Source organism: Nocardioides sp. Root240 (genome assembly GCF_001428825.1).
Taxonomy (GTDB): domain Bacteria; phylum Actinomycetota; class Actinomycetes; order Propionibacteriales; family Nocardioidaceae; genus Nocardioides.
The window spans coordinates 1-19,727 of sequence record NZ_LMIT01000009.1; the positions used below are offsets into that span (position 1 = coordinate 1).

Annotated in this window: 23 protein-coding genes; 19 read left to right on the forward strand and 4 right to left on the reverse strand. The window is 73.0% G+C overall.

Annotated elements, in window-relative coordinates:
* Window positions 1–241, forward strand: a 241-nt coding sequence (locus tag ASE20_RS08040) for a hypothetical protein (protein WP_225869042.1), incomplete at its 5' end; no start/stop codon positions are given.
* A 4-nt stretch (window positions 242–245) separates the two neighbouring features.
* On the opposite strand, the gene ASE20_RS08045 is transcribed toward ASE20_RS08040, so the two are convergent.
* Window positions 246–914: a hypothetical protein gene (locus tag ASE20_RS08045; protein ID WP_056894058.1), complete on the reverse strand. Its 669-nt coding sequence runs from the start codon at window positions 912–914 to the stop codon at window positions 246–248.
* Between the two features lie 25 nt (window positions 915–939).
* Between ASE20_RS08045 and mshB the strand changes: the two genes are divergently transcribed.
* From mshB to ASE20_RS08075, 6 genes are all read left to right on the forward strand, one after another.
* A complete protein-coding gene (gene mshB, locus ASE20_RS08050; protein WP_056894386.1) occupies window positions 940–1,863 on the forward strand; it encodes an N-acetyl-1-D-myo-inositol-2-amino-2-deoxy-alpha-D-glucopyranoside deacetylase in 924 nt (307 codons plus the stop codon).
* 19 nt (window positions 1,864–1,882) lie between these two features.
* Window positions 1,883–2,248 carry a hypothetical protein gene (locus tag ASE20_RS08055; RefSeq protein WP_056894059.1) on the forward strand — a complete coding sequence of 122 codons (366 nt, stop codon included), beginning with the start codon at window positions 1,883–1,885 and terminating at the stop codon, window positions 2,246–2,248.
* Window positions 2,249–2,264: 16 nt separating this feature from the next.
* On the forward strand, window positions 2,265–4,061 hold the full coding sequence (locus ASE20_RS08060) for a VanW family protein (protein WP_056894060.1): 1,797 nt from the start codon (window positions 2,265–2,267) through the stop codon (window positions 4,059–4,061).
* Between the two features lie 48 nt (window positions 4,062–4,109).
* A complete protein-coding gene (locus tag ASE20_RS08065) occupies window positions 4,110–4,691 on the forward strand; it encodes a 2'-5' RNA ligase family protein (protein ID WP_157538423.1) in 582 nt (193 codons plus the stop codon).
* An 87-nt stretch (window positions 4,692–4,778) separates the two neighbouring features.
* Window positions 4,779–5,228 carry a Zn-ribbon domain-containing OB-fold protein gene (locus ASE20_RS08070; protein WP_056894062.1) on the forward strand — a complete coding sequence of 150 codons (450 nt, stop codon included), beginning with the start codon at window positions 4,779–4,781 and terminating at the stop codon, window positions 5,226–5,228.
* On the forward strand, window positions 5,225–6,412 hold the full coding sequence (locus ASE20_RS08075) for a lipid-transfer protein (protein ID WP_056894063.1): 1,188 nt from the start codon (window positions 5,225–5,227) through the stop codon (window positions 6,410–6,412). Before ASE20_RS08070 ends, ASE20_RS08075 begins: the two co-directional genes overlap by 4 nt.
* Before the next feature lie 13 nt (window positions 6,413–6,425).
* On the opposite strand, the gene ASE20_RS08080 is transcribed toward ASE20_RS08075, so the two are convergent.
* Window positions 6,426–6,872, reverse strand: a complete 447-nt coding sequence (locus ASE20_RS08080) for a MarR family winged helix-turn-helix transcriptional regulator (protein ID WP_056894064.1) — start codon at window positions 6,870–6,872, stop codon at window positions 6,426–6,428.
* 126 nt (window positions 6,873–6,998) lie between these two features.
* On the opposite strand from ASE20_RS08080, the gene ASE20_RS08085 reads away from it, so the two are divergent.
* Window positions 6,999–7,874: a phosphatase PAP2 family protein gene (locus tag ASE20_RS08085; RefSeq protein WP_056894065.1), complete on the forward strand. Its 876-nt coding sequence runs from the start codon at window positions 6,999–7,001 to the stop codon at window positions 7,872–7,874.
* On the opposite strand, the gene ASE20_RS08090 is transcribed toward ASE20_RS08085, so the two are convergent.
* A complete protein-coding gene (locus ASE20_RS08090; protein ID WP_082612258.1) occupies window positions 7,819–8,646 on the reverse strand; it encodes an adenylate/guanylate cyclase domain-containing protein in 828 nt (275 codons plus the stop codon). The two genes, ASE20_RS08085 and ASE20_RS08090, sit on opposite strands and share 56 nt — an antisense overlap.
* 52 nt (window positions 8,647–8,698) lie before the next feature.
* On the opposite strand from ASE20_RS08090, the gene ASE20_RS08095 reads away from it, so the two are divergent.
* The 11 genes from ASE20_RS08095 to ASE20_RS08145 all read left to right on the forward strand — a co-directional run bounded on the left by ASE20_RS08095 (window position 8,699) and on the right by ASE20_RS08145 (window position 18,380).
* Entirely contained in the window at window positions 8,699–10,123 is a 1,425-nt protein-coding gene (locus ASE20_RS08095) for an AAA family ATPase (RefSeq protein ID WP_056894066.1), read from the forward strand.
* Window positions 10,116–10,511 (forward strand): OsmC family protein, encoded by a 396-nt coding sequence (locus tag ASE20_RS08100; RefSeq protein WP_056894067.1) that lies wholly within the window; start codon window positions 10,116–10,118, stop codon window positions 10,509–10,511. Before ASE20_RS08095 ends, ASE20_RS08100 begins: the two co-directional genes overlap by 8 nt.
* Window positions 10,508–12,568 (forward strand): vWA domain-containing protein, encoded by a 2,061-nt coding sequence (locus tag ASE20_RS08105; protein ID WP_056894068.1) that lies wholly within the window; start codon window positions 10,508–10,510, stop codon window positions 12,566–12,568. The genes ASE20_RS08100 and ASE20_RS08105 overlap by 4 nt, the downstream gene beginning before the upstream one ends.
* A gap of 57 nt (window positions 12,569–12,625) precedes the next feature.
* Window positions 12,626–13,180 (forward strand): hypothetical protein, encoded by a 555-nt coding sequence (locus ASE20_RS08110; protein WP_056894069.1) that lies wholly within the window; start codon window positions 12,626–12,628, stop codon window positions 13,178–13,180.
* Window positions 13,171–13,497 carry a hypothetical protein gene (locus tag ASE20_RS08115; RefSeq protein WP_056894070.1) on the forward strand — a complete coding sequence of 109 codons (327 nt, stop codon included), beginning with the start codon at window positions 13,171–13,173 and terminating at the stop codon, window positions 13,495–13,497. The genes ASE20_RS08110 and ASE20_RS08115 overlap by 10 nt, the downstream gene beginning before the upstream one ends.
* Window position 13,498: 1 nt before the next feature.
* Window positions 13,499–15,304, forward strand: a complete 1,806-nt coding sequence (locus ASE20_RS08120) for an alpha/beta hydrolase (RefSeq protein WP_056894071.1) — start codon at window positions 13,499–13,501, stop codon at window positions 15,302–15,304.
* Window positions 15,301–15,855, forward strand: coding sequence for a hypothetical protein (locus ASE20_RS08125; RefSeq protein WP_056894072.1), 555 nt, complete (start codon window positions 15,301–15,303; stop codon window positions 15,853–15,855). Before ASE20_RS08120 ends, ASE20_RS08125 begins: the two co-directional genes overlap by 4 nt.
* A 26-nt stretch (window positions 15,856–15,881) precedes the next feature.
* Window positions 15,882–16,661, forward strand: a complete 780-nt coding sequence (locus ASE20_RS08130) for a TSUP family transporter (RefSeq protein WP_056894073.1) — start codon at window positions 15,882–15,884, stop codon at window positions 16,659–16,661.
* 179 nt (window positions 16,662–16,840) lie between these two features.
* A complete protein-coding gene (locus tag ASE20_RS08135; protein ID WP_056894074.1) occupies window positions 16,841–17,167 on the forward strand; it encodes a hypothetical protein in 327 nt (108 codons plus the stop codon).
* Window positions 17,164–17,895, forward strand: coding sequence for a VOC family protein (locus tag ASE20_RS08140; RefSeq protein WP_056894075.1), 732 nt, complete (start codon window positions 17,164–17,166; stop codon window positions 17,893–17,895). Before ASE20_RS08135 ends, ASE20_RS08140 begins: the two co-directional genes overlap by 4 nt.
* Window positions 17,892–18,380, forward strand: coding sequence for a DinB family protein (locus ASE20_RS08145; protein WP_056894076.1), 489 nt, complete (start codon window positions 17,892–17,894; stop codon window positions 18,378–18,380). Before ASE20_RS08140 ends, ASE20_RS08145 begins: the two co-directional genes overlap by 4 nt.
* Here the strand turns inward: ASE20_RS08145 and ASE20_RS08150 are convergent.
* Window positions 18,377–19,723 carry an ABC1 kinase family protein gene (locus ASE20_RS08150; protein WP_056894077.1) on the reverse strand — a complete coding sequence of 449 codons (1,347 nt, stop codon included), beginning with the start codon at window positions 19,721–19,723 and terminating at the stop codon, window positions 18,377–18,379. The two genes, ASE20_RS08145 and ASE20_RS08150, sit on opposite strands and share 4 nt — an antisense overlap.
* Window positions 19,724–19,727 lie beyond the last annotated feature (4 nt).

The window sequence follows — 19,727 nt, forward strand, 5'->3', positions numbered from 1 at the left end:
CCGACATGGACCACCGGGCCAGACCGGGGACCACAACGACACCCCGTTGACCCGCCACTCCCATCGGGCCAAGACACATCTCGGCTACGAGGTCCACCAGCTCGGACCCGACCGATGGATCTGGCGCACGCCCCACGGTCTGCACCGCCTCGTCACCGGCGAGGGCACCCGGTCGATCACGCAGGTCGACTACCACACCCTGCGCATCGAGCTCGGCGGCAAGTACGTCCTCACCGCCTGACGGGTCAGTCGCAGGCGAAGATTCCCGACCTCGCGACCCAGCCGGCGTACGCCGTCGCACGGTCGGCGAACGCCGTGTCCTCGGTGGACGCGTCCGGTCCCAGCGCGCTGTGGGCGCGCACCACGTCGTCGGTGACCACGAACAGGGCAGCAGGCCCGCACCCGGCCTCGAGCGTCATCCCCGCGAACTCCAGCCCGTCCTGGTCCGGCGCCTCGTCGAGCAGGTCGGCGTAGCTGCCGTCGTCGGCGAGCGAGTCCTCGTCGTCGCCGGCGACCGCGACGGCGGTGTCGACGTCGCCGGCGACCGCCAGGCGCTCGTCGGGCACCAGCCGGACCGCGTCGCCTTCGGGGGTGTTCTTGAGCGCGTCCGCGAGTGCCTCGAAGTCGGTGTCGTCGTCGAGCTTCCACACCCGGACGGTGTCGTCGCCGGTCGTCGCGAACGCCTCCCACTCGACGCGGGCGTCGATCGTCAAGGGGGCGGCGTAGGGCTCGCCGTCGCGGTCCTCGAGCGCCGCGCGGTCCACGAAGGTCACCGACGTGGCCCCGGCGGGCAGGTACTCGAGCGCCTCCTCGACCCGCGAGCTGCCGTCGAGCAACCCGCACGCCGCCAGCCCCGACCACCCCGGCGCCAGCAGGCAGAGCGCGAGAGCGAGGCGCCCGGGCGTGTGCGTCATGGACCCCATCATTACGCTCGAGATCATGACCGCCACCCCGGCCCACCGGCTGTTGCTCGTCCACGCCCACCCCGACGACGAGTCGATCGGTCAGGGCGCCACGATGGCCAAGTACGTCGCCGAGGGTCGCGGCGTCACCCTCGTCACCTGCACGGCGGGCGAGATGGGCGAGGTCCTCGTCCCCGAGCTCGCCCACCTGGCCGCCGACCAGGACGACCGGCTCGGCGAGCACCGCCGCGGCGAGCTCGAGGTGGCGATGAAGGCGCTCGGTGTCACGGACCACCGTTTCCTCGGCGGTTTCGGCACCTACCGCGACTCCGGCATGAAGTGGCACGCGGACGGCCACGCCGTCGCGGCGGACGACGTCCACGAGAACGCCTTCTGGCACGCCGACCTGACCGTGGCGGCGACCCAGCTGGCGGCGGTGATCCGCGAGGTGCGGCCGCAGGTGCTGGTGACCTACGACGAGTTCGGCGGCTACGGCCACCCCGACCACGTGCAGGCCCACCGGGTCGCGATGTACGGCGCGCAGCTGGCCGCCGCGCCGTCGTACCGGCGCGACCTGGGGGAGGCCTGGGAGATCACCAAGATCTACTGGAGCGCCATCTCCGAGAGCCGGATCCGTGCGGGCCTGCGGAGCCTGCGTGCCGCCGGCGACACGACGACCTTCGAGGGCATGGACCCCGAGGGCGACCTGCCGCCGATGTTCCGTCCCGACGCGGACATCACCTGCGAGGTCGACGCGACGGAGTACGTCGAGCGCAAGCTCGACGCGCTGCGGGCGCACGCCACCCAGATCACCACCGACGGCCCGTTCTTCGCGCTGTCCAACAACGTCGGCGCCCAGGCGTGGGGCCTCGAGCAGTACCGCCTCGTGCAGGGCACGCCCGGCAACGCCGACGGCGACAACGGCTGGGAGAACGACCTCTTCGCCGGCATCCCCGCCTGACCCGACCCGGTACGACGACATGACGACGCTGCAGCGCGCCCCGATCGCGGTGCTGCTGTTCGTGGCCGGTGGCGTCGTCGCGCTGTGCACGGTGCTGCTCCACGACTACCCGTGGGGGCTGGTCCTCGGCGTGGTCACGACGGTCGCGACGCTGGTCGCCCTGCCGCCGGGCTGGTGGGGCCGGTTCGCGTTCGCGCTGGGGTGGATGGGACTGCTGTGGCGGGCGGCGACCGAGACCGCGGCAGGGGACTACCTCGTCGCCACCGACGCCTCCGGCTACGTCCTGCTGGTCTTCGGGCTCGGGGTCCTCGCCGCCGGCCTGGCCGGGCTGCTGCCGCGCCGCGGCCCCGACGACGATTCAGGGACCGTCGGACCGGCTGTCTAGGATCGCGCCCGTGGGAATGTGGGAGGACGTCGCGCAGGACACGGGGAACGGGTCCAGGCGGGAGCGCCTCGGCGGGCGTGCCGTCGTGGCGGTCGTCGTCGTGCTCCTGCTCCTGGTGGGCGGCGGCTACGCCGCCGCGCACGCCGTGGCCGGTGACAAGGTCCCGCGCGGCACGCGCATCTCCGGCGTCGACGTCGGAGGACTCACCCGTGACGCCGCGATCGACAAGCTCGACCGCACGTTCGGCCCGCGCGGCGACGTCCCGATCGCGATCACCGTCGAGCACCGCCTCGCCGGCGACGACGACACGGCCCGGGCGCGGCTCGAGCCGGCCGACATCGGCCTCGCCGTCGACTACGACGCCTCCCTCGACGCGGCCGGTGCCGAGTCGAGCTGGAGCCCGGGCCGGCAGTGGAGCTACTTCACTGGCGGCGATGACGTCGATGCCGTCGTGCGCTTCGACGACGCGCTGTTCCGGGCCAAGCTCGCCGACGCGGCCCGGGGCCTGGGCACACCCCCGAAGGACGGCCAGGTGAAGCTCACCGCCGACGGCGTGCAGACCGTGGCCCCCGTGGCCGGCGAGGCGATCGACGCCGACGCCGCTCGCGACGCGATCACCGACGCCTTCCTCGCGGGTGAGGAATCCGTCGACCTGCAGGTCACCGTGGCGCAGCCCGACATCGACGCCGACGACGTCTCCGCGGCGGTCGAGGCCTTCGCCGACCCGGCGATGTCCGGCCCGGTGACCCTCGAGTTCGGCGAGAATGAGATCCGCCTCCCCCCGCGCCGGTTCGCGGCCGCGCTGTCGATGGCCCCGCAGGACGGCGAGCTGGTCCCGGTCGTCGACGAGAAGATCCTCACCCAGCTGGTCGCCAGCGCGACCGCCGACGGCAAGCCGGTCGACGCCACGGTCCGCATCGTGAAGGGCAGGCCTCGCATCGTCCCGGCGAAGCCCGGCGTGGAGTTCGACCCCGCCGAGGTCGTCCAGGTCTTCGAGGGCCTGCTGACGAAGACGGGCGCCGAGCGCAGCGGTGCGGTCGACGCGCAGGTGACCGACGCGGAGTTCACGACGAAGGACGCCAAGGCCCTCGGCATCGTCGAGAAGGTGTCCGAGTTCTCGACCTCCTACCCGCACGCCGACTACCGCAACACCAACATCGGCCGCGCTGCCGAGCTGGTCGACGGCACGATCCTCAAGCCCGGCGAGGAGTTCTCGCTCAACGGCATCGTCGGTGAGCGCACCCGCGAGAACGGCTTCACCGAGGGCTACATCATCAGCAACGGCATCCTGAAGCTCGACCTCGGCGGCGGTGTCTCGCAGATGGCGACGACCACCTTCAACGCGATGTTCTTCGCGGGCCTGGAGGACATCCAGCACAAGCCGCACTCGTTCTACATCGACCGCTACCCGGTCGGTCGCGAGGCGACGGTCGCGTGGCCGACGGTCGACCTGCGCTTCCGCAACGACACCGACCACGGCATCCTCATCCACTCCTGGGTGGAGCCGAGCGACTACTCGCGCCAGGGCAAGGTCACCGTCCAGATGTGGTCCACCAAGGTGTGGGACATCGACTCGAGGACGTCCGACCGCTACGCCTACGTCGCCCCGGCGACGCGCACGCTGACCACCGCCGACTGCGAGCCGCACACCGGCTCGTCGGGCTTCAAGGTCGACGTCACCCGGATCTTCCGCAAGCACGGCGAGTCGGCGATCGACCACACCGAGAAGTTCCACACCGACTACACGCCGGCCGACACGGTCGTCTGCAAGAAGCCGGGCCCGCCGCCGAAGCAGGACCCCGAGCAGGAGTGATTCCGGCTCAGCCCGTACCTCCCGCTGCCGATCGACAGCGTGGAGGCGATGGCGATGATGTTGCGGGCTGCGTTCGTCCTGCCGGGGACGGTGGTCGAGGAGCTGCGTACGCTCGCGGGCCGGCTCGGCGCACTGCCGGGCGTCCGCGCCGAGCACTGCGACCACCTCGACGTCCGCATCGCGCTGCTCGGCAACGTCCTGGCCGATGACGCCCGGCGGTTGGCGGACGCGGTGGCGCACGAGCTCGCCACGGTGGCCGTACCGGTGGTGCGGACGGGGGACCTCGAGGTCCGGCCAGACGGCGACGTCGCGATCGGCCTGCTCGGCGACGTCGACGTGCTGGCCGACGTCGCCCGCACGGTCGGCCGCGCCGCCGAGCGCATCCACATCTACGTCGACCGCCGCTCGTTCCAGCCTGCTGTGGTGGTCGCGTCGCTGGGCACCCAGCGGCCGGGCTCCCGGGTGGCGTCCTTCGTCGGCGCGATCCGCCCGGCGGACGTCGGCGCCTGGCCCCTCGACGAGATCGCGCTGATCCGCACCCGGTGGTTCGCCGGCGGCGCGGTCAGCGAGGTCGTCGAGCGGGTGCCGATCGGTTCCGGTTCCGGCGCCGGCGACGCCCTCGGGGCGTGACGACCGAGCACGGTGGGCCGGCGCGCGTGTCGTACCAGCCGCGCTGCTAGGATCTAGAACAGGTTCTAGTTCAGGAGGCACCCCGCCGTGACGACGTCCACCCCGGTCATCGAGGGCTGGTTCACCACCGGTGAGGAGCCACGCCTGCTGGCCTCCCGGTGCACCGCCTGCAGCAATGTCGTCTTCCCGCCGGTCTCCGGCGAGGCGGGCGCGGCCGCCTTCTTCTGCCGCAACCCCGCGTGCGACGGCGAGGAGCACGCCACCGTCGAGCTCTCCCGCCGCGGCACCGTGTGGTCCTACACCGACGCGCAGTACCAGCCGCCGGCGCCGTACCTCTCGCTGAGCGACCCCTACGAGCCCTTCGCGCTGGCCGCGGTCGAGCTCCCCGAGGGCCTCGTGATCCTCGGCCAGGTCGCCCAGGGCTACGGCGTCGCCGACCTGCGGGTCGGCAGTGAGGTCGAGCTCGTCGTCGAGACGCTCAACGTCGACGAGACGGGCGAGCGCACCATCTATCGCTGGAAGCCGGTGGCCGCATGAGCACCGTCGCCATCGCCGGGGTCGGCATGCACCCGTGGGGCAAGTGGGGCCGCAACTTCACCGAGTACGGCGTGCACGCCGCCCGCGCGGCACTGAAGGACGCCGGCATCGCATGGTCCGACGTCGACCTCGTCGTCGGCGGCGAGACCGTCCGCAACGGCTACGCCGGCTACGTCGCCGGCTCGACCTTCGCCCAGGCGCTCGGCTGGAACGGCGCCCGGATCGCGACGTCGTACGCCGCCTGCGCGACCGGCGCCCAGGCCATCGACACCGCCCGCGCCCGGATCATGGCCGGCCTGTGCGAGGTCGCCCTCGTCGTCGGTGCGGACACCACGCCCAAGGGGTTCCTCGCGCCGAACGCGGGGGAGCGGTGGAGCGACCCGGACTGGCTGCGCTTCCGGCTGCTCGGCATGACCAACCCGGCGTACTTCGCGCTCTACGCCCGCCGCCGGATGGACCTCTACGGCGCCACCAGCGAGGACTTCGCGCAGGTCAAGGTCAAGAACGCCCGCCACGGCCTCGCGAACCCGAACGCACGCTTCCGCAAGGAGGCCACGGTCGAGGACGTGCTGGCCTCGCCGGTCGTGTCCGACCCGCTGCACCTGCTCGACATCTGCGCGACCTCCGACGGTGCCGCCGCGGTGGTGCTGTGCAGCGTCGAGTACGCGAGGAAGCACGGCATCGCGAACCCGGTCCGGGTCGCCGCCGTCTCGACGGTCACCCCGACCTTCCCGAACACCGTCATCGACATGCCGCTCCTGTCGACCGACTCCTCGGCCGTCGTCGGTGTGCCGGAGCGCACCTTCAAGGAGGCCATCGGCCAGGCGGCCTACGAGGAGGCCGGCATCGGCCCCGAGGACGTCGACGTGGCCGAGGTCTACGACCTCTCCACCGCCCTCGAGCTCGACTGGATCGAGGACCTGCAGCTGTGCAAGCGCGGCGAGGCCGAGGTCCTGCTCCGTGCCGGCGACACCACCCTCGGCGGCCGGATCCCGGTCAACCCGTCCGGTGGCCTCGCCTGCTTCGGCGAGGCCGTCCCCGCGCAGGCGATCGCCCAGGTCTGCGAGCTCACCTGGCAGCTGCGTGGCCAGGCCACCGGCCGCCAGGTCGAGGGCGCCCGGGTCGGCATCACCGCCAACCAGGGCCTGTTCGGCCACGGCTCCTCGGTGCTGCTCTCCGTGTGACCCGCCTGCGCCGTCAGGCGTCCATGTCGGCCAGCAGCCGGTCGACGAACCGGTCGAGCAGGTCGACGAACAGGTCGCCCTGGTCGCCGAGCTCGTCGAGGGCGGCCTGGTAGCGGTCGAGCATCTGTCCGGCGCAGGACTCGAACATCCGGGCCCCCTGGTCGGACGCCCGGAACTGGTACGTCGGCTGGTCGTCGCCGCGCAGCTTGGTGACCAGGCCGGCGGCGACGGCGGCGTTGACCTGCCGGTTGACGGTCGACTGCTCGAGGCCGAGGTGCTCGGCGATGTCGCGCAGGGTCCACTCATCGGGCTCCTGCAGCACCCACAGCAGCCGCATCTCGGAGACACCGAGCGGGGTGCGCTGCTCCCAGGCGCGGCGCTGGGTCTCCAGGCGGGAGAACACGGCCGCGATCGAGCGCGCCTGCTCGCTGCGCTGCTCCAGGGCCTCGTTGCCTGCCATCGGGTCGTTCGCCGTCCCTCGCCTCGTCGTGCCTGTTCGCGATCATCCTCGTTGTCGTATGTACTCTACATATGTACATTGCACATGTGGCGCCGCATGGGGTGGCTGCCCGGGGAGGAGAGCGCCGTGGGCTCCACCGTGACGATCGCGAGCCGGCCTCCGGCGCCGCGGCCCCCCAGTTCCCCCAGTCCGGACGGGCCGGTCGCCCGCTCACGCAGCCGCCGGATCTGGTCCTTCCTGGTCGAGATGGGTGTGCTGGTCGGTCTCTTCGCCGCGTACAACGTGATTCGTGCCGGCTGGGGCGACGATCCCGTCGCCGCCATGGCGCGGGCGCGTGAGATCGCGCAGTTCGAGGGCGGCCTGTTCTCCTCGGTGGAGCTCCGGCTCAACGAGTGGATCGTGGGCGTGCCGGTCCTCGCGGTGGCGACCTGTTACTTCTACGCCCTGCTGCACTACGCCATGACGCCGACGGTCCTGCTCCTGTCGCGCCGGCGCGGCGGACGCAGGTACTGGCGCGGCTACTGGGCGCTCGTGCTCGCATCGGCCATCGCGCTGGTCGGCTACGCGCTGCTGCCGACGGCCCCGCCGCGGCTGATGCCCGAGCTCGGCACCATCGACGTGATGGCCCACTTCGCCGACTACGGGTGGTGGGGATCGGCGGCCTCGGCGCCCCGCGGCCTCGGCGACGCCACCAACCAGTACGCCGCGCTGCCCTCGCTCCACTTCGGCTGGTCGCTGTGGTGCGCGGTCCAGCTCTGGGGCTTCGGCTCCCTCCGGTGGCGGGTGGTCGCCGTGGCCTACCCGAGCCTGCAGGTCTTCGCCGTCCTCAGCACGGCCAACCACTTCATCGTCGACGTCGTCGCCGGCGGCGCCTGCGTCGTCGTGGCCTTCGTCGTCGTCGAGCTCGTCCAGCGGGGCGTGGAGGCTGTCCGGAGCGCCCGGGGCGTCAGGAGGCCGGCGGGAGGAGCTCCCACACCACGTGCTCGCCGGGCAGGCCCTTGAGCTCGACCGCGTCCCGCTCCACCAGGACGACGGCCGCGTCGTCGTCCAGCGCCTCACGGACGGCGTCGCTGGCCAGCGTCTCGCCACCGTGGGCGAGGTTGGCCACCCGCGCGGCCATCGCCACGTTGCGGCCGAAGTAGTCGCCGTCGCGCGCGACGACCTGGCCGGTGTGGATGCCGATCCGCACCAGGATCGGGCCGTAGCGGCGCAGGGTGACGTCGCGGGGCAGGTCGCGCTGGATGCCCAGGGCGGCGCGGCAGGCGGCCTCGGCGTCACGGAAGGCGACCATGAAGCCGTCGCCGGCGGTCTTGACGACCTGGCCGCGGTACTTGTCGATCTGGGCGCGCAGCACCCGGTCGTGGGCGGCGAGCACCTTCACCCAGGTGCTGTCCCCGAGCCGGTCGTTGAGGGGCGTGGAGTCCTCGATGTCGGAGAAGAACAGGGTGACCGTGCCGTCGGAGGCCGCCATGTTGAGGATGTCGGCGCGCTCGTCGTCGCTGGCCCAGCTCTGCAGGTCCTCGACGGTGCTCTGGATCAGGCCCGTGATGCCGTGCTCGCGGACCTTGCTGGCCGCGCGGATCACGCGTCGTACCGCGCGGTCGGCGGAGTTCGAGGGCGGCGGCGGGCGCAGCGCGGCGTCGAGGTCGGACTCGAGCTGCGTGATGTGGTGCTGCGCGTCGGCGAGCTGGCGCTGCAGGCGGCCCCGGTCGCGGGCGAAGCCCACGATGACGACGGCCAGCAGCAGGCACAGGACTCCCAGGACGATGGCCACGTTCGAAGACTAGGGCGAGGACAGCCGTTGCGTGCCGCAGTAGCGTGAGACGGTGACCACTTCGACTCCGTCGACTGCATCCCTCCCCGGCGACCTCGGCGCGCTGCGCGCCTCCGGCCACCAGCAGAAGTCGCTGCGGGCCGAGCTCCGCGCCAACCTCCTCGACCTGCTCGCCCGCGGCGAGGACCCGTGGCCCGGACTGCACGGCCTCGAGGACACCGTCATCCCGCAGCTCGAGCGGGCGATCATCGCCGGCCACGACGTCGTCCTGCTCGGCGAGCGCGGGCAGGGCAAGACCCGCCTGCTGCGCACCCTGATCGGCCTGATGGACGAGTGGACGCCGGTCATCGAGGGCTCCGACCTGGGCGAGCACCCCTACGAGCCGATCACGGTCGCCTCCCGCCGCCGCGCCGCCGAGCTCGGCGACGAGCTGCCGGTCGCGTGGCGCCACCGCAGCGAGCGGTACGCCGAGAAGCTCGCCACCCCCGACACCAGCGTCGCGGACCTGATCGGCGACGTCGACCCGATGAAGGTCGCCGAGGGCCGGTCGCTGGGCGACCCGGAGACCATCCACTTCGGCCTGATCCCGCGCTCCCACCGCGGCATCGTGGCCATCAACGAGCTGCCCGACCTCGCCGAGCGGATCCAGGTCGCGATGCTCAACGTGATGGAGGAGCGCGACATCCAGATCCGCGGCTACGTCCTGCGGCTGCCGCTCGACGTCTTCGTCGTGGCCTCGGCGAACCCCGAGGACTACACCAACCGCGGCCGCATCATCACGCCGCTCAAGGACCGCTTCGGCGCCGAGATCCGCACCCACTACCCGCGCGAGCTCGCGGCCGAGGTCGCGGTCATCCGGCAGGAGGCGGACCTGCTGCCCGAGCAGGTCGACGTCCCCGACTTCCTCGTCGACGTGCTCGCCCGCTTCACCCGCAACCTGCGCGAGTCCAGCGCCGTCGACCAGCGCTCCGGCGTCTCGGCCCGCTTCGCGATCGCCGGCGCCGAGACCATCGCGGCGGCCGCGCTGCGTCGCGCGACCATCCACGGTGAGGACCGTGCCGTGGCGCGGGTCGTCGACCTCGAGACCGCGGTCGACGTGCTCGGCGGCAAGATCGAGTTCGAGTCCGGCGAGGAGGGTCGCGAGGGTGAGATCCTCACCCACCTGCTGCGGACGGCGATCGCCGAGACGGTCCGGGAGAAGTTCCGCGGCCTCGACTTCGCCCTGCTCGTCGACGCGGTCGAAGGGGGCGCCACCATCACCACCGGCGGCGCGGTCACCGCCCGCGACGTCCTCACCGGGCTGCCTGTGCTGGGCGAGTCCGAGCTGTACGACCAGGTCTGCGAGCGGGTGAACGGCGAGGGCGGTGGCCGCACCGACGGTGAGCGCGCCGCCGCGATCGAGCTGGCCCTGGAGGGCCTCTTCCTCGCCCGCAAGATCGGCAAGGACTCCGATGGATCCGAGACGATCTATGGCTGATCCCACGCCCTTCGGCGTCCGCGCCGCATCCGGCACCCTGCGCGAGGGCGAGGGGGTCGTGCTTCCGCACGCGTGGACCGAGGAGGGCGTGCTGGCCGGACCGGCGACCAACGGGGCGCAGCTGCTCCACCTCGCCGTGGCGCTCTGCGTCCTCAACGACACCTACCGCGAGGCCCAGCGCCTCGACGTACCGGTCGCAGGGGTGCGGGTGACCACCGACGGCGGGTTCGACGACGTGTGGACCTCGACCGGCATCACCTACGACATCGCGGTCGACACCACCGCCCCCGCCGAGACGCTCGGCCTCCTGCTCGAGGTGGTCGACGAGGTCGCGGAGATCCCACGCGTGCTGCGGGCCGGCGCCGACGTACGGAGGGAGGGGGAGTGAGCCGCTACCGCAGGTACGACGGCGGCGACCCGCTCGCCCCGCCCGTGGACATCGCCGAGGCGCTCGACGCCATCGGCCAGGACGTGATGTCGGGCTACAGCCCGGAGCGCGCGATGCGGGAGTTCCTGCGCCGCGGCGGCGACGACCAGGCCGGCCTCGACGACCTCGGCCGCCGGGTCGCCGAGCGACGGCGCGAGCTGCTCCAGCGCCACAACCTCGACGGCACGCTCAACGAGGTGCGCGAGCTGCTGGAGAAGGCCGTGCTCGAGGAGCGCAAGCAGCTCGCCCGCGACGCCCTGATGGACGACGGCGACCGGGCCTTCCGCGAGATGCGGATGCAGAACCTGCCGGACTCGCCCGCGGCCGCCGTCACGGAGCTCAACGACTACGACTGGCAGTCGAGCGAGGCGCGCGAGGCCTTCGAGCAGATCAAGGACCTGCTCGGCCGCGAGCTGCTCGACCAGCGCTTCTCCGGCATGAAGCAGGCCCTCGAGAACGCCACCGACGAGGACCGGCAGGCGATCAACGAGATGCTGTCGGACCTCAACGAGCTGCTCGAGAAGCACGCCCGCGGCGAGGACACCCCCGAGGACTTCCAGGAGTTCATGGCCCAGCACGGCCAGCACTTCCCGGAGGACCCGCAGGACATCGACGAGCTCCTCGACGCGATGGCCCAGCGCTCCGCGGCCGCGCAACGGATGCTCAACTCGATGACGCCCGAGCAGCGGGCCGAGCTGATGCAGCTGTCCGCGCAGGCGTTCGGCTCGCCCGCGCTGATGGAGCAGCTCGACCGGCTCGACCAGAACCTGATGTCCCTGCGCCCCGGCGAGGACTGGGGCGGCTCCGAGGACTTCGGTGGCGGCCCGGGCGACACGGGTCTGGGTCTCGGCGACGGCACCGGCGTGCTGCAGGACCTCGCCGACCTCGATGCCCTCGCCGACCAGATCGCTCAGTCGTACGGCGGTGCGCGCCTCGACGACATCGACCTCGACAAGCTCGCCCGCCAGCTCGGCAACGAGGCCGCGGTCGACGCCCGCAAGCTCAAGGAGCTCGAGCAGGCGCTGCGCGAGTCGGGCGCGATGGAGCGCGGCTTCGACGGCGAGCTCCGGCTGACCCCGAAGGCGATGCGCCAGCTCGGCAAGGCCCTGCTCCGCGACGTCGCGGAGAAGATGTCCGGCCGCCAGGGCCAGCGCGACCTGCGCCAGGCGGGTGCCGCCGGCGACCTGTCCGGTGCGACCCGGGCCTGGGAGTTCGGCGACACCGAGCCCTGGGACCTGCCGCGCACCATCCTCAACGGCGTCCTGCGCCGTGCGGGTGCCCTTCGAGACGCCTCGTCCCTCGGCTCCTCAGGGACCGAGTTTTCTCAACGTCTGCTGTCGATCGACGACGTCGAGGTCGCCGAGACCGAGGCACGCACCCAGGCCGCCGTGGCGCTGTGCGTCGACACGTCCTTCTCGATGGCGATGGACGGGCGCTGGGTGCCGATGAAGCAGACCGCGCTCGCCCTGCACACCCTCATCGGCTCACGCTTCCGTGGCGACAGCCTCGAGCTGATCGGCTTCGGCCGCCACGCCCAGACCATGAAGATCGAGGAGCTCACCTCCCTCGACGCACGCTGGGCCAAGGGCACCAACCTGCACCACGCGCTGCTGCTCGCCAACCGCCACTTCCGCAAGCACCCCAACGCCCAGCCGGTGCTGCTGATCGTCACCGACGGAGAACCCACCTCGCACCTCGAGTCGAGCGGGGACGTCTACTTCTCCTACCCGCCCCACCCGATGACGATCGCGCTCGCCGTCCGCGAGCTGGACAACGCCCGGCGCATCGGTGCCCACACCACCTTCTTCCGGCTGGGCGAGGACCCCGGCCTGGCCCGCTTCATCGACTCGATGGCGCGCCGCGTCGACGGCTCGGTCGTCGCGCCGGAGGCCGGCGACCTCGGTGCCGCGGTGGTCGGGTCGTACCTCGGGTCGCGGCGCGGTGGGCGCCCCGGCGCCGGCGGCGGACCCGGCAGCTACGGCGACTTCTTCGGCTCCCGGGGGTTCTGGGTCGGGTAGCTGTGGACAACGCAGCGCCCGGGTTTGCGGGTCAGCCGGACCGGTCAGCCTGACTCCATGAACCATCTCGGGCAGCTCCACCACGTCGACCGGGTCGACCCCTCCGTTCTCGACGACGACCCCTTCTGGTCGGTCGTGCGCCGTCGCCACCCGGCGGCGACGGTGGTCCTGGTGCCGCCCGCGGTGACACCACCCGACGACGCCGGGCCGACGCCCGACGAGCTGCGGGCGATCGCCGGGTCGGCCCACGCGGCGTGGCGGCTCGTCGCGCCGCTGGTGGCCTCCGTCGATGACGACGGTGCGCCGACCGTGTCCTGGCGCGGCCGGGCCGAGGGACATGCGCTGGTCCTGCAGAAGGCGCTGCGCGGCCTCGGCTCCGCGGGCGGGACCGAGCTGTTGCGGGCGGTGGCTGCCGTGCTCGGCCGGGAGGGCTGGTTGCTGCGGCCGTCGGCACGCGACGGGGTGGCGGTGCTCGACGGACGCGGCGAGGGGGTCGAGGTCCGGGCCGAGGCCGGAGCCGGGGCGACGGTGCTGACCTTCGCGACACCGGTGCTCGCCGTCGGTGCCGCCGCGCGGTCCGCGCTGCGCGAGGAGGTGCGGTCATGGGGGTGACGCTCGACGTCCCGCCCGGCGTGCTGGCGCAGGCCGGCAAGGCCTGGGACGACGCCCACGACAAGCTCACCGGTGCCGGCACCCGCCTCGGCAACATCGAGCTGGCCAACCTCTCGACGACGGTGGAGTCGGCCGTGACCACCTTCCTCGAGGTGTGGTCGGGCGAGACGGCAGTGCTGTCGCGCCAGGCCTCGTCGCACTCGGCGGCGTTCGCCGACCTCGATGCCGACCTCGGGCTGACCGACGTCGCCGAGGCCGAGCGGTTGCGCTCCCTGCTCCCGTTCGCCTTCCACGACGCGCCGATCGAGGGGGAGTGAGATGTCCACCGTCGTGGTCCCCGTCGACGTGCCCGCGCTGCCCGTGATGGGCTCGCTGCCCGATGGCGCCGTCGGGCTCGAGAACGACCTGCGCGCCGCTCTGGTCAACGCCAAGGACGTCCAGGCCTGGGCCGAGGCGATCTCCGCCGACGCCTTCACGGGCGATGCGTCCGACGCGTCGGGCCACGCGCTGACCCGCTTCTCCCGGCGACTCGACGTGACCGAGGCGGCCCTCGAGCGCGCGGTGCTGGCGACCAGCCACTTCGAGGACCGGCTGGCCCGGCTGTTCTCGCAGAGCCTGACCCTCGACGGCGACCGCACGAGCCTCAACGGCGACCTCGCCAACCTCCGTGCCGACGTCGCCGCGGCGTCCGAGGCCGACACCGCCGAGCTGCAGGCGCGGGCCGACCGACTCGAGGCAAGGTCCACGCGCCTGCGCGACGACATCGCCGCCTGGTCCACCCGCTACGCCGACGCGGAGGCCGAGTTCGTGGCGGCCCTCGCGGCCGTCGACACCGTCGAGGAGGGCCGCGTGGCCGCGGCCGATCCCGGCCGGGTCGACCCCGCCGTCGTGGTCCGCACGCTCGGCAGCGACGCCGACGACCCGGCCGCCGTCCGCCGCTGGTGGGACCGGCTGAGCGAGGCCGAGCGGCAGGCCGTGATCGCCGAGCTCCCGGCGCTGGTGGGCAACCTGGCCGGCGTCCCCGTCCGCTACCGCGACGCTGCCAACCGGGCCGCCGTCGGCTCCGACGTCGACGGTCTCACCGCCCAGCAGGCCGACGAGCCGCTCACGGAGCAGGAGCGGGACCGGCTCGCCAACGCGTCCGCGGTGGCCGACGTCCTCGACGACTACAGCCAGGACGTCGACCCGGTCACCGGCGAGCTGCTGGCCCACCTCACGCAGTACCAACCCGACGAGCACTCCGGTGACGGCGGCGTCGCGCTCTTCCTCGGCGACCCCGACGTCGCCGACCACGTGTCCGTCTACGTCCCCGGCACGCTGTCGGAGACCGGCACCCTCGACGGCACGATCGGCAACGTCGACGCCCTCCACGACGCCGCCGGCCGGTCGGGCGACGGCACGGTCGCGGTCGGGTTCTGGCTCGACTACGACGCCCCGAGCATCGACGGGTTCAGCCCCGGCGAGATCGCCGACCTCGCCCGTGTGGTGACGCCTGGCGAGGCGGCGGCCGGTGGGCGCGACCTCGCCGACTACCTCGACGGGCTGCGCGCGAGCGACGAGGGTGCCCCGGCCCACCTGTCGCTGATCGGCCACAGCTACGGCGCGACCACGTCGGCGTACGCCGCCCACGACGGTGCGCCGGTCGACGACCTCGTGCTGCTGGGCAGCCCGGGCTCACCGACCAGCACGGCCGCCGGACTGACGAGCGCCGACGTCCACGTGGGGTCGGCCGACTTCGACCCGATCACGCTGCTCGGCGCCTCCGGCCCGGGCCTGCCCGGCCCGCTCGGATACGACCCCGCCCAGGACTCCTTCGGCGGCCAGCGGTTCGAGGTCGACCCGGGCTCCTACCGGGTCCAGGACCTGTTCCACAACCACTCGTCGTACTTCGACGACGCCTCGCTGTCCAACATCACCGACATCGTCACCGGGCACGACCCCGACCCGGTCGACGGCCGGCACCCGGGCAGCTACCAGACGCTCGACCAGCTGCTGGTCGGCTCCAGCGCCGTCAGCGGCGGCGAGTGGCTGTGGGAGCGGGGCGAGGACGTCGTCGACGGCGTCGTCGGCAGCGTCGTCGGCGGTGTGCGTGGGCTCGCGGAGGGCCTGGTGAGGTTCCCGTGAGCCGGAGGGACCGGCTGACCTGTGCCCTGGGCCTGACCCTCGTCCTGGTCGCGCTGACCGTGGCGCTGGTGGCCTGCGGCGACACCAGTGACGGAGGCAGGAGAGACATGGACGACGACGCGAAGGTCACCGCCCTCGAGGACGACGTGTCGTCCGCGCGCGACGGCGTGGTGCGGGCGGTCGCGGCCGCGCTGGGGTCCGACTTCGTCGGCGGCAAGCGGAGGCACCGGTGGTGCGGCGAGTCGTACGCCCCGCGCGGCGTACGGCTCGACGAGCACCTGCGCTTCGCGCCGAGCCCGCTCGGCGTGCAGGGCGCGACCGATGCGGCGGCCCGCGTGCTGGAGGAGCAGGGCTGGACGGTCGAGCGACCCGGCAACCCGGCGGTCGTGGTCGGCACCCGCGGCGCCGTCGAGGTCCGGGTCGAGGCCGGACCGGCCGCCGTCCAGCTCGACCTCGGCAACCCCGACTGCCTGGAGACCTCCGACGACGTGGCGCGCGCCTTCGCCGACCGCGACATCGCCGACGTCGCCTGGGAGTCGCCGTCGTCCTGACCAGGGTGACCTGACAGGCTGGCCAGGTGTCCGACCTGACGCCCCAGGTGCTGGCCCTGCTGGGTCTGGCCGCCGCGACGGCCGGCTTCGTGGACGCGGTGGTGGGTGGCGGGGGACTGGTCCAGCTGCCGGCGCTGCTGCTCGGCCTCCCGGGCGCCAGCCCGGTGCAGGTGCTCGCCACCAACAAGATCGCCTCGGCGTGCGGCACGGCCGTCAGTTCGGCCACCTACTACCGCCGGATCCGGCCCGACCCACGCACCTTCCTCCCGCTGATGGCGCTCGCGCTGGTGGGTGCGTTCACGGGCGCGCTCGCCGCCTCCCGCATCCCGCGCGAGGCGTTCGAGCCGATCGTGCTGGTCGCACTGGTCGTGGTGGGCGCCTACGTCCTGCTTCGTCCCGAGCTGGGCGAGGGCACCGACCTGCGCTTCGACGGCCACCGCCACCTGGTCGCGGCGATGGCGGTGGGCTTCGCGATCGGGCTCTACGACGGCGTGCTCGGCCCCGGCACCGGCAGCTTCTTCGTGTTCGCGCTGGTCGGCCTGCTCGGCTACGACTTCCTGCAGGCGAGCGCCAAGGCCCGCCTGGCGAACCTCGCCACCAACATCGGAGCCCTGCTGCTGTTCATCCCGTCGGGCGCCGTGCTGTGGGACGTCGGCCTGCTGATGGGCGCCTGCAACCTCGTCGGTGGGTACGTCGGCGCGCGCACCGCCGTCGCCCGCGGCGCCCGGTTCGTCCGGGTGTTCTTCATCGTCGTGGTGAGCGCGTTCATCGTCCGGATCGGCGGCGGTGTGCTCGGCCTGTGGTGAGTTTCGTGCCCGGAACCCGACCGGCGTCACGCCATTCCGCACACCAGGCACGCACAGCGCTGCGTTGGGATCGCTTGACGGACGCCCAGTCTGCCCGCGCGCTCCCGCCTTGCGCTGCACGCACCTGGAGCACGGCCTAGCGCCACGCCGGTCGGATTCCGGACACGTAGGCTCGGCCCATGAGCATCCCCGTCGCCCCGGCCGACCTGCAGCAGGCGCTCACGGACTTCGACAGCGGCTACCTGCTGACCACCGCCTCCTCGCGGGTCAAGGTCGTGACCGTGGACCCCGAGGCCGACACGGAGGGCCGCCTGCGGATCGCCGGGCCGGGCCGCGGGACGCTCGCCAACCTCGCCCAGAACCCCGACACCACCGTGGTCTTCCCGCCGCGCGAGCGGCACGGCTACACGCTCCTGGTCGACGGCACGGCGCAGGTCGACGGCGAGGACGTCGTGGTCACCGCGACCGCCGCGGTCCTGCACCGCCCGGCCGCGCACGCCCGATGAAGCCCTCCTGGGTCACCGCCTTCCTCGACAGCGCTCCGGCGCACCACCAGGCAGGCGTCGGGTTCTGGCAGGCCGCGACCGGGTACGCCGTGTCCCCGCCCCGCGGCGACCACGAGGAGTTCGCGACCCTGCTGCCGCCCGACGGTGACGCCTTCGTCCGGGTGCAGCGGCTGCACGCCGGCGACGACCGGATCCACCTCGACCTGCACGTCGCGGACCCCCGCGCGGCGGCGGACGCCGCCGTCGTGGCCGGTGCCGTCGAGGTCGTCGACCGCCACGGGTACGTCGTGATGGCCTCGCCCGCCGGGCTGGTGTTCTGCTTCGTCGACCATCCCGCGGCGCAGGTGCCGCGGCCGACGACCCATCCCGACGGCAGCGCCGCGCGGATCCGTCAGGTCGCGATCGACGTGCCGCGGGCGTCGTACGAGCGGGAGTGGGGGTTCTGGCACGCGTTGACCGGCTGGGAGGAGCGCGCCTCGACGATCACCGAGGACTTCCGCTTCCTCCTGCCCCCGGCCGGCCAGCCGCTCGGCCTGCTGCTCCAGCGCCTCGGCGAGGACGACGGCCCGGCCCGGGCCCACCTCGACTGGGGCACGACCGACCGCTCGGCGGAGACCGAGCGGCACCTCGCGCTGGGCGCGCGCGTGCGGGCGGTGCACCGGCACTGGACCGTCCTCGAGGACCCGGTCGGCCGGGTCTACTGCCTGACGGACGGCAACCCGGGATGAGCGAGCTCACCGATCTGCGCTCCTTCGTCGACGCGCAGCGCGCCACCCTGCTCCGCCAGGTCGCGGGCCTCGACGCCGCGCAGCTCGCCCAGCCCCTGCCACCGTCGACCATGACGCTCGGCGGGATGCTCAAGCACCTGGCCTACGTCGAGGACTTCTGGCTCGGCGTGGTGCTGCTGGACCAACCGCCGACGCCTCCCTTCGAGGCCGTCGACTGGCGCACCGACCGCGACTGGGACTGGCGCACCGCTGCGGACGACAGCCCGGAGGAGCTGCTGCGGATGCACGCCGACGCCGTGGCCCGCTCCGACGCCGTGCTCGCCGCCGTGACCGACCCGGAGGCGCGGGCCGCACGCGGCCACCGTCGTACCGGGGAAGCGCCGACGGTGCGCTGGATCCTGCTGCACCTGGTGGAGGAGTACGCCCGGCACCTCGGTCACGCGGACCTGATCCGCGAGAGCATCGACGGTGCGACGGGTCTCTAGTCCTCCAGCCGCGCCGGCGCGAAGCCGGGCACGAACTCCGACATGATCGCCCGGAACGGTGCCTCCGCCTCGAGCTGGCTGAGCACGCCGACGCCTCCGAGCCAGGTGCGGTGGATCAGGACGTACGACGGCGGCAGGTTGAGCTTGATGCTCACCGTGTAGGCGGGGTCGCGCGGGTTGTTGATGCGCTGGAACTGCTCGCGCATCCACTCGCGGCTGAACCGGAACCGCTCGACCAGCGTCGGGTCGACGAACGGGGAGAGGTAGTCCATCAGCAGCTGCGGGTCGATGCGGATCCGGTCCTTGAGAAAGCCCTCCTCGCGCAGGCCGGCGATGAGCGCGTCGCCGTCGCCGGCCGCGCACAGCGTGATGAACCGGCCCATCGGCTCGGGCAGGCCGCGCCCGGGCAGGCGCGCGACGGCGCCGTAGTCGAGGACGCCCATCCGGCCGGGCGTGCCGTCGGCGTTGGGGATCACGCGGAAGTTGCCGGGGTGCGGGTCGGCGTGGAGCAGGCCGGTGCGGGCGGGGCCCGAGAACAGGAAGCGGGTGAAGACCTCGCCGTAGTGGTCGCGCTCCTCCTGCGTGCCCCCGGCGATGATCGTCGCCAGCGAGCCCGCCGAGTCGAGCCACTCGGTGACCAGCACCCGGGGACCCACCTCCACGACGTCCGGTACGACGATGAAGGGGTCGTCGCGGAAGGTCGCCGCGAACACCCGCTGCGCCTCTGCCTCGAGCTCGTAGTCCAGCTCCTCGCGGGCGCGGGCCTGGACCTCCTCGACGAGCGGCTTCATGTCGACGCCGGGGATGAGCGGGCCGATCGCGCGCGCCGCGCGGGCCAGGGTGCGCAGGTCGGCCATCAGCGCGTCACCGGCGTTGGGGTACTGCACCTTCACCGCGACCCGCCGGCCGTCGTGCCAGCGGCCCTCGTGGACCTGCCCGATCGAGGCGGCCGCGGTGGGCGCGCCGTCGAGCCAGGTCAGCCGCTCCTTCCAGTCGGCGCCGAGGTCGGCGGCGAGGATGTCGCGGACGATCTGGGTGGGCATCGGCGGAGCGGAGTCCTGGAGCTTGGTCAGCTGCTCGCGGTACGGCGCCGCCATCTCCTCCGGCAACGCCGACTCGAGCACCGACAGCGCCTGCCCGAACTTCATCGCGCCGCCCTTGAGCTCGCCCAGGGTGCGGAACAGCTGCTCGGCCGTGCGCTGCTGGATCTCGCTCATCACCGCCTCGGCCGGGGCCCCGCCCAGGCGCTTGCCGAACCCGACGGCGGTGCGGCCGGCGTACCCGAGCGGGAGCGCGGCCAGCCGCGCCGTGCGCGCGGCTGCCTTGCGGGGGAGATCGGCCATGTCG

Bases quoted from the DNA above. Each gene is read 5' to 3' on its own strand.
- ASE20_RS08045 (WP_056894058.1), bottom strand. From the start codon at position 914: ATGACGCACACGCCCGGGCGCCTCGCTCTCGCGCTCTGCCTGCTGGCG.
- mshB (WP_056894386.1), top strand. From the start codon at position 940: ATGACCGCCACCCCGGCCCACCGGCTGTTGCTCGTCCACGCCCACCCC.
- ASE20_RS08055 (WP_056894059.1), top strand. From the start codon at position 1,883: ATGACGACGCTGCAGCGCGCCCCGATCGCGGTGCTGCTGTTCGTGGCC.
- ASE20_RS08060 (WP_056894060.1), top strand. From the start codon at position 2,265: ATGTGGGAGGACGTCGCGCAGGACACGGGGAACGGGTCCAGGCGGGAG.
- ASE20_RS08065 (WP_157538423.1), top strand. From the start codon at position 4,110: ATGGCGATGATGTTGCGGGCTGCGTTCGTCCTGCCGGGGACGGTGGTC.
- ASE20_RS08075 (WP_056894063.1), top strand. From the start codon at position 5,225: ATGAGCACCGTCGCCATCGCCGGGGTCGGCATGCACCCGTGGGGCAAG.
- ASE20_RS08080 (WP_056894064.1), bottom strand. From the start codon at position 6,872: ATGGCAGGCAACGAGGCCCTGGAGCAGCGCAGCGAGCAGGCGCGCTCG.
- ASE20_RS08100 (WP_056894067.1), top strand. From the start codon at position 10,116: ATGGCTGATCCCACGCCCTTCGGCGTCCGCGCCGCATCCGGCACCCTG.
- ASE20_RS08110 (WP_056894069.1), top strand. From the start codon at position 12,626: ATGAACCATCTCGGGCAGCTCCACCACGTCGACCGGGTCGACCCCTCC.
- ASE20_RS08115 (WP_056894070.1), top strand. From the start codon at position 13,171: ATGGGGGTGACGCTCGACGTCCCGCCCGGCGTGCTGGCGCAGGCCGGC.
- ASE20_RS08120 (WP_056894071.1), top strand. From the start codon at position 13,499: ATGTCCACCGTCGTGGTCCCCGTCGACGTGCCCGCGCTGCCCGTGATG.
- ASE20_RS08135 (WP_056894074.1), top strand. From the start codon at position 16,841: ATGAGCATCCCCGTCGCCCCGGCCGACCTGCAGCAGGCGCTCACGGAC.
- ASE20_RS08140 (WP_056894075.1), top strand. From the start codon at position 17,164: ATGAAGCCCTCCTGGGTCACCGCCTTCCTCGACAGCGCTCCGGCGCAC.
- ASE20_RS08145 (WP_056894076.1), top strand. From the start codon at position 17,892: ATGAGCGAGCTCACCGATCTGCGCTCCTTCGTCGACGCGCAGCGCGCC.
- ASE20_RS08150 (WP_056894077.1), bottom strand. From the start codon at position 19,723: ATGGCCGATCTCCCCCGCAAGGCAGCCGCGCGCACGGCGCGGCTGGCC.